We start from the raw sequence: 1573 nt of genomic DNA, 5'->3' as shown, positions 1-1573 counted from the left end.
GGTGCCAGATTCCAAGATGGAATCGAGGTCATCGAATTGAAGCCGCAGAGCGCCGCTTGATCAGCCTCGTCACCCAAATTCCAGCATAGCTCCATCGGCAATTGGCGCGATCTCATGATTACCGCTGCCCAGGTGAGGGGATATCTGGGCGTTTCGCCGTCAGCGTATGAGGCCGGCGATCGTGATTGCCTGCATTCTGCAAAGGGCGCAGCACATCAACTCGGCCGGCGGCTATTTGCGGGCATTGACCGACAAGGCGACGGCAGGGCAGTTCTCAGTCGGGCCGATGCTGATGGCAGCGCTCAAGGCGAACGGCGCGACGGCGAGAATGGCAGGATGACGATCGCCAATCCCACAGCCGGTTCAACCTAATATGACTTTCGCAGGATCGAGAAGCTCGCGGCGCCTTTGTTGGTTGGACGGTGTGCAGGCGATCAATTTCACGGAACGAGAGGAATTCATTGGCGCCGAACGAACGTCCCACCACGCGGCTACAAACAGCGCAATTGCCTTCGTCCCGCCGACAGCGAGCGAAGCAGGCCTTGCAATTATTCGATTTGCTGCGTCTAATTCCAAGGTCTTGGATTTCAAAAACGGAATGGCCTAACCGCCTGCCTAATTGCAATGGTACAAAGGAAACGCATATGGCGACTGGGACCGTGAAGTGGTTCAACAGCACCAAGGGATTTGGATTTATCCAGCCCGACAATGGCGGTCAGGATGGCTCGCTCCACAAATTCGAAGCGAGAATTTCTCCGGCGAGCGTCAACAGACGGTTAACTAAGAAAATTTGCGACAGGCCCCGTTCGACAGCGGAGATGTGGACGAAAACATCGGCGATCAAGACGTCAGTCGACGATGGGCACCTGCATCCGGATCCGGTTCATTATGTCACCAAACATCTCCAACAAGGCATTGAGAGTGACCATTTCCGCGTGAAGAAGAACATGCCGAAGATCGGCGGATTCCAATCCTTCAAAACCGCGCGTCGAACTATCGCAGGGTTCGAAGCGATGCTGTGGCTGCGAAAAGGGTTTGGCTTCTCCGGAGAGTGGACCGTCAATGATCAGAACGATCTGCTCGCGCGTCTCTTCGGACTTCAAAAGGATAATAAGGCGTGAAGAGCAGAACGTATTTCAGCCCAAACCATTCGGCCGACCGCTTTGCGACACGCCCAAATGACGATGAGACCGCTACTTGGGTCGCGAGATTGTCAGGCGGTCAAATGCAGGCGAACGACGCGCATCAGCAGCTGAGTGAACCAAGTCTAGGCGGATTCGATACTGATTTAGACAGTGATACGATTGGGCGAGCGTCCATGGGCGAGTCGATGCACATGCCGGCGCAGCCATCCCTCGGAGACGGCGAACCCAGCAGCGCGTGTCTGACGCCCGAGGCGGGGGTGAGTCAACCACCGCGCCTAAATGTTATATCGCGTCATAGTTCGGCAGGCCAGCCCGGCGTCATTTCTCCACGCAGCAGCGCCCCATCGTTCGGGGGATGTTTCGGTTCGAAGGCAGCGAGTTCTTCTCACAACGAAGCTAAGGCAGCGAGTTCTTCTCACAACGAAGCT

Annotated in this window: 3 pseudogenes; all 3 read left to right on the top strand. The window is 56.0% G+C overall.

Features of this window, described 5'->3' with window-relative positions:
* Positions 1-93: 93 nt before the first annotated feature.
* Positions 94-340 (top strand): annotated as a pseudogene (repC, locus tag BLS48_RS34575) (replication initiation protein RepC); the annotation flags it as partial.
* A gap of 304 nt (positions 341-644) precedes the next feature.
* Positions 645-734: pseudogene (locus tag BLS48_RS34570) on the top strand (cold-shock protein); the annotation flags it as partial.
* Positions 735-758: 24 nt separating this feature from the next.
* Positions 759-1121, top strand: a pseudogene (locus BLS48_RS34565) (DDE-type integrase/transposase/recombinase); the annotation flags it as partial.
* Positions 1122-1573 lie beyond the last annotated feature (452 nt).

The sequence above is a fragment of the Mesorhizobium qingshengii genome, assembly GCF_900103325.1.
In the GTDB taxonomy this organism is placed as follows: Bacteria; Pseudomonadota; Alphaproteobacteria; order Rhizobiales; family Rhizobiaceae; genus Mesorhizobium; species Mesorhizobium qingshengii.
Note: the sequence above shows the minus strand (reverse complement) of the source record. Positions and strands in the feature narration are given on the sequence as shown.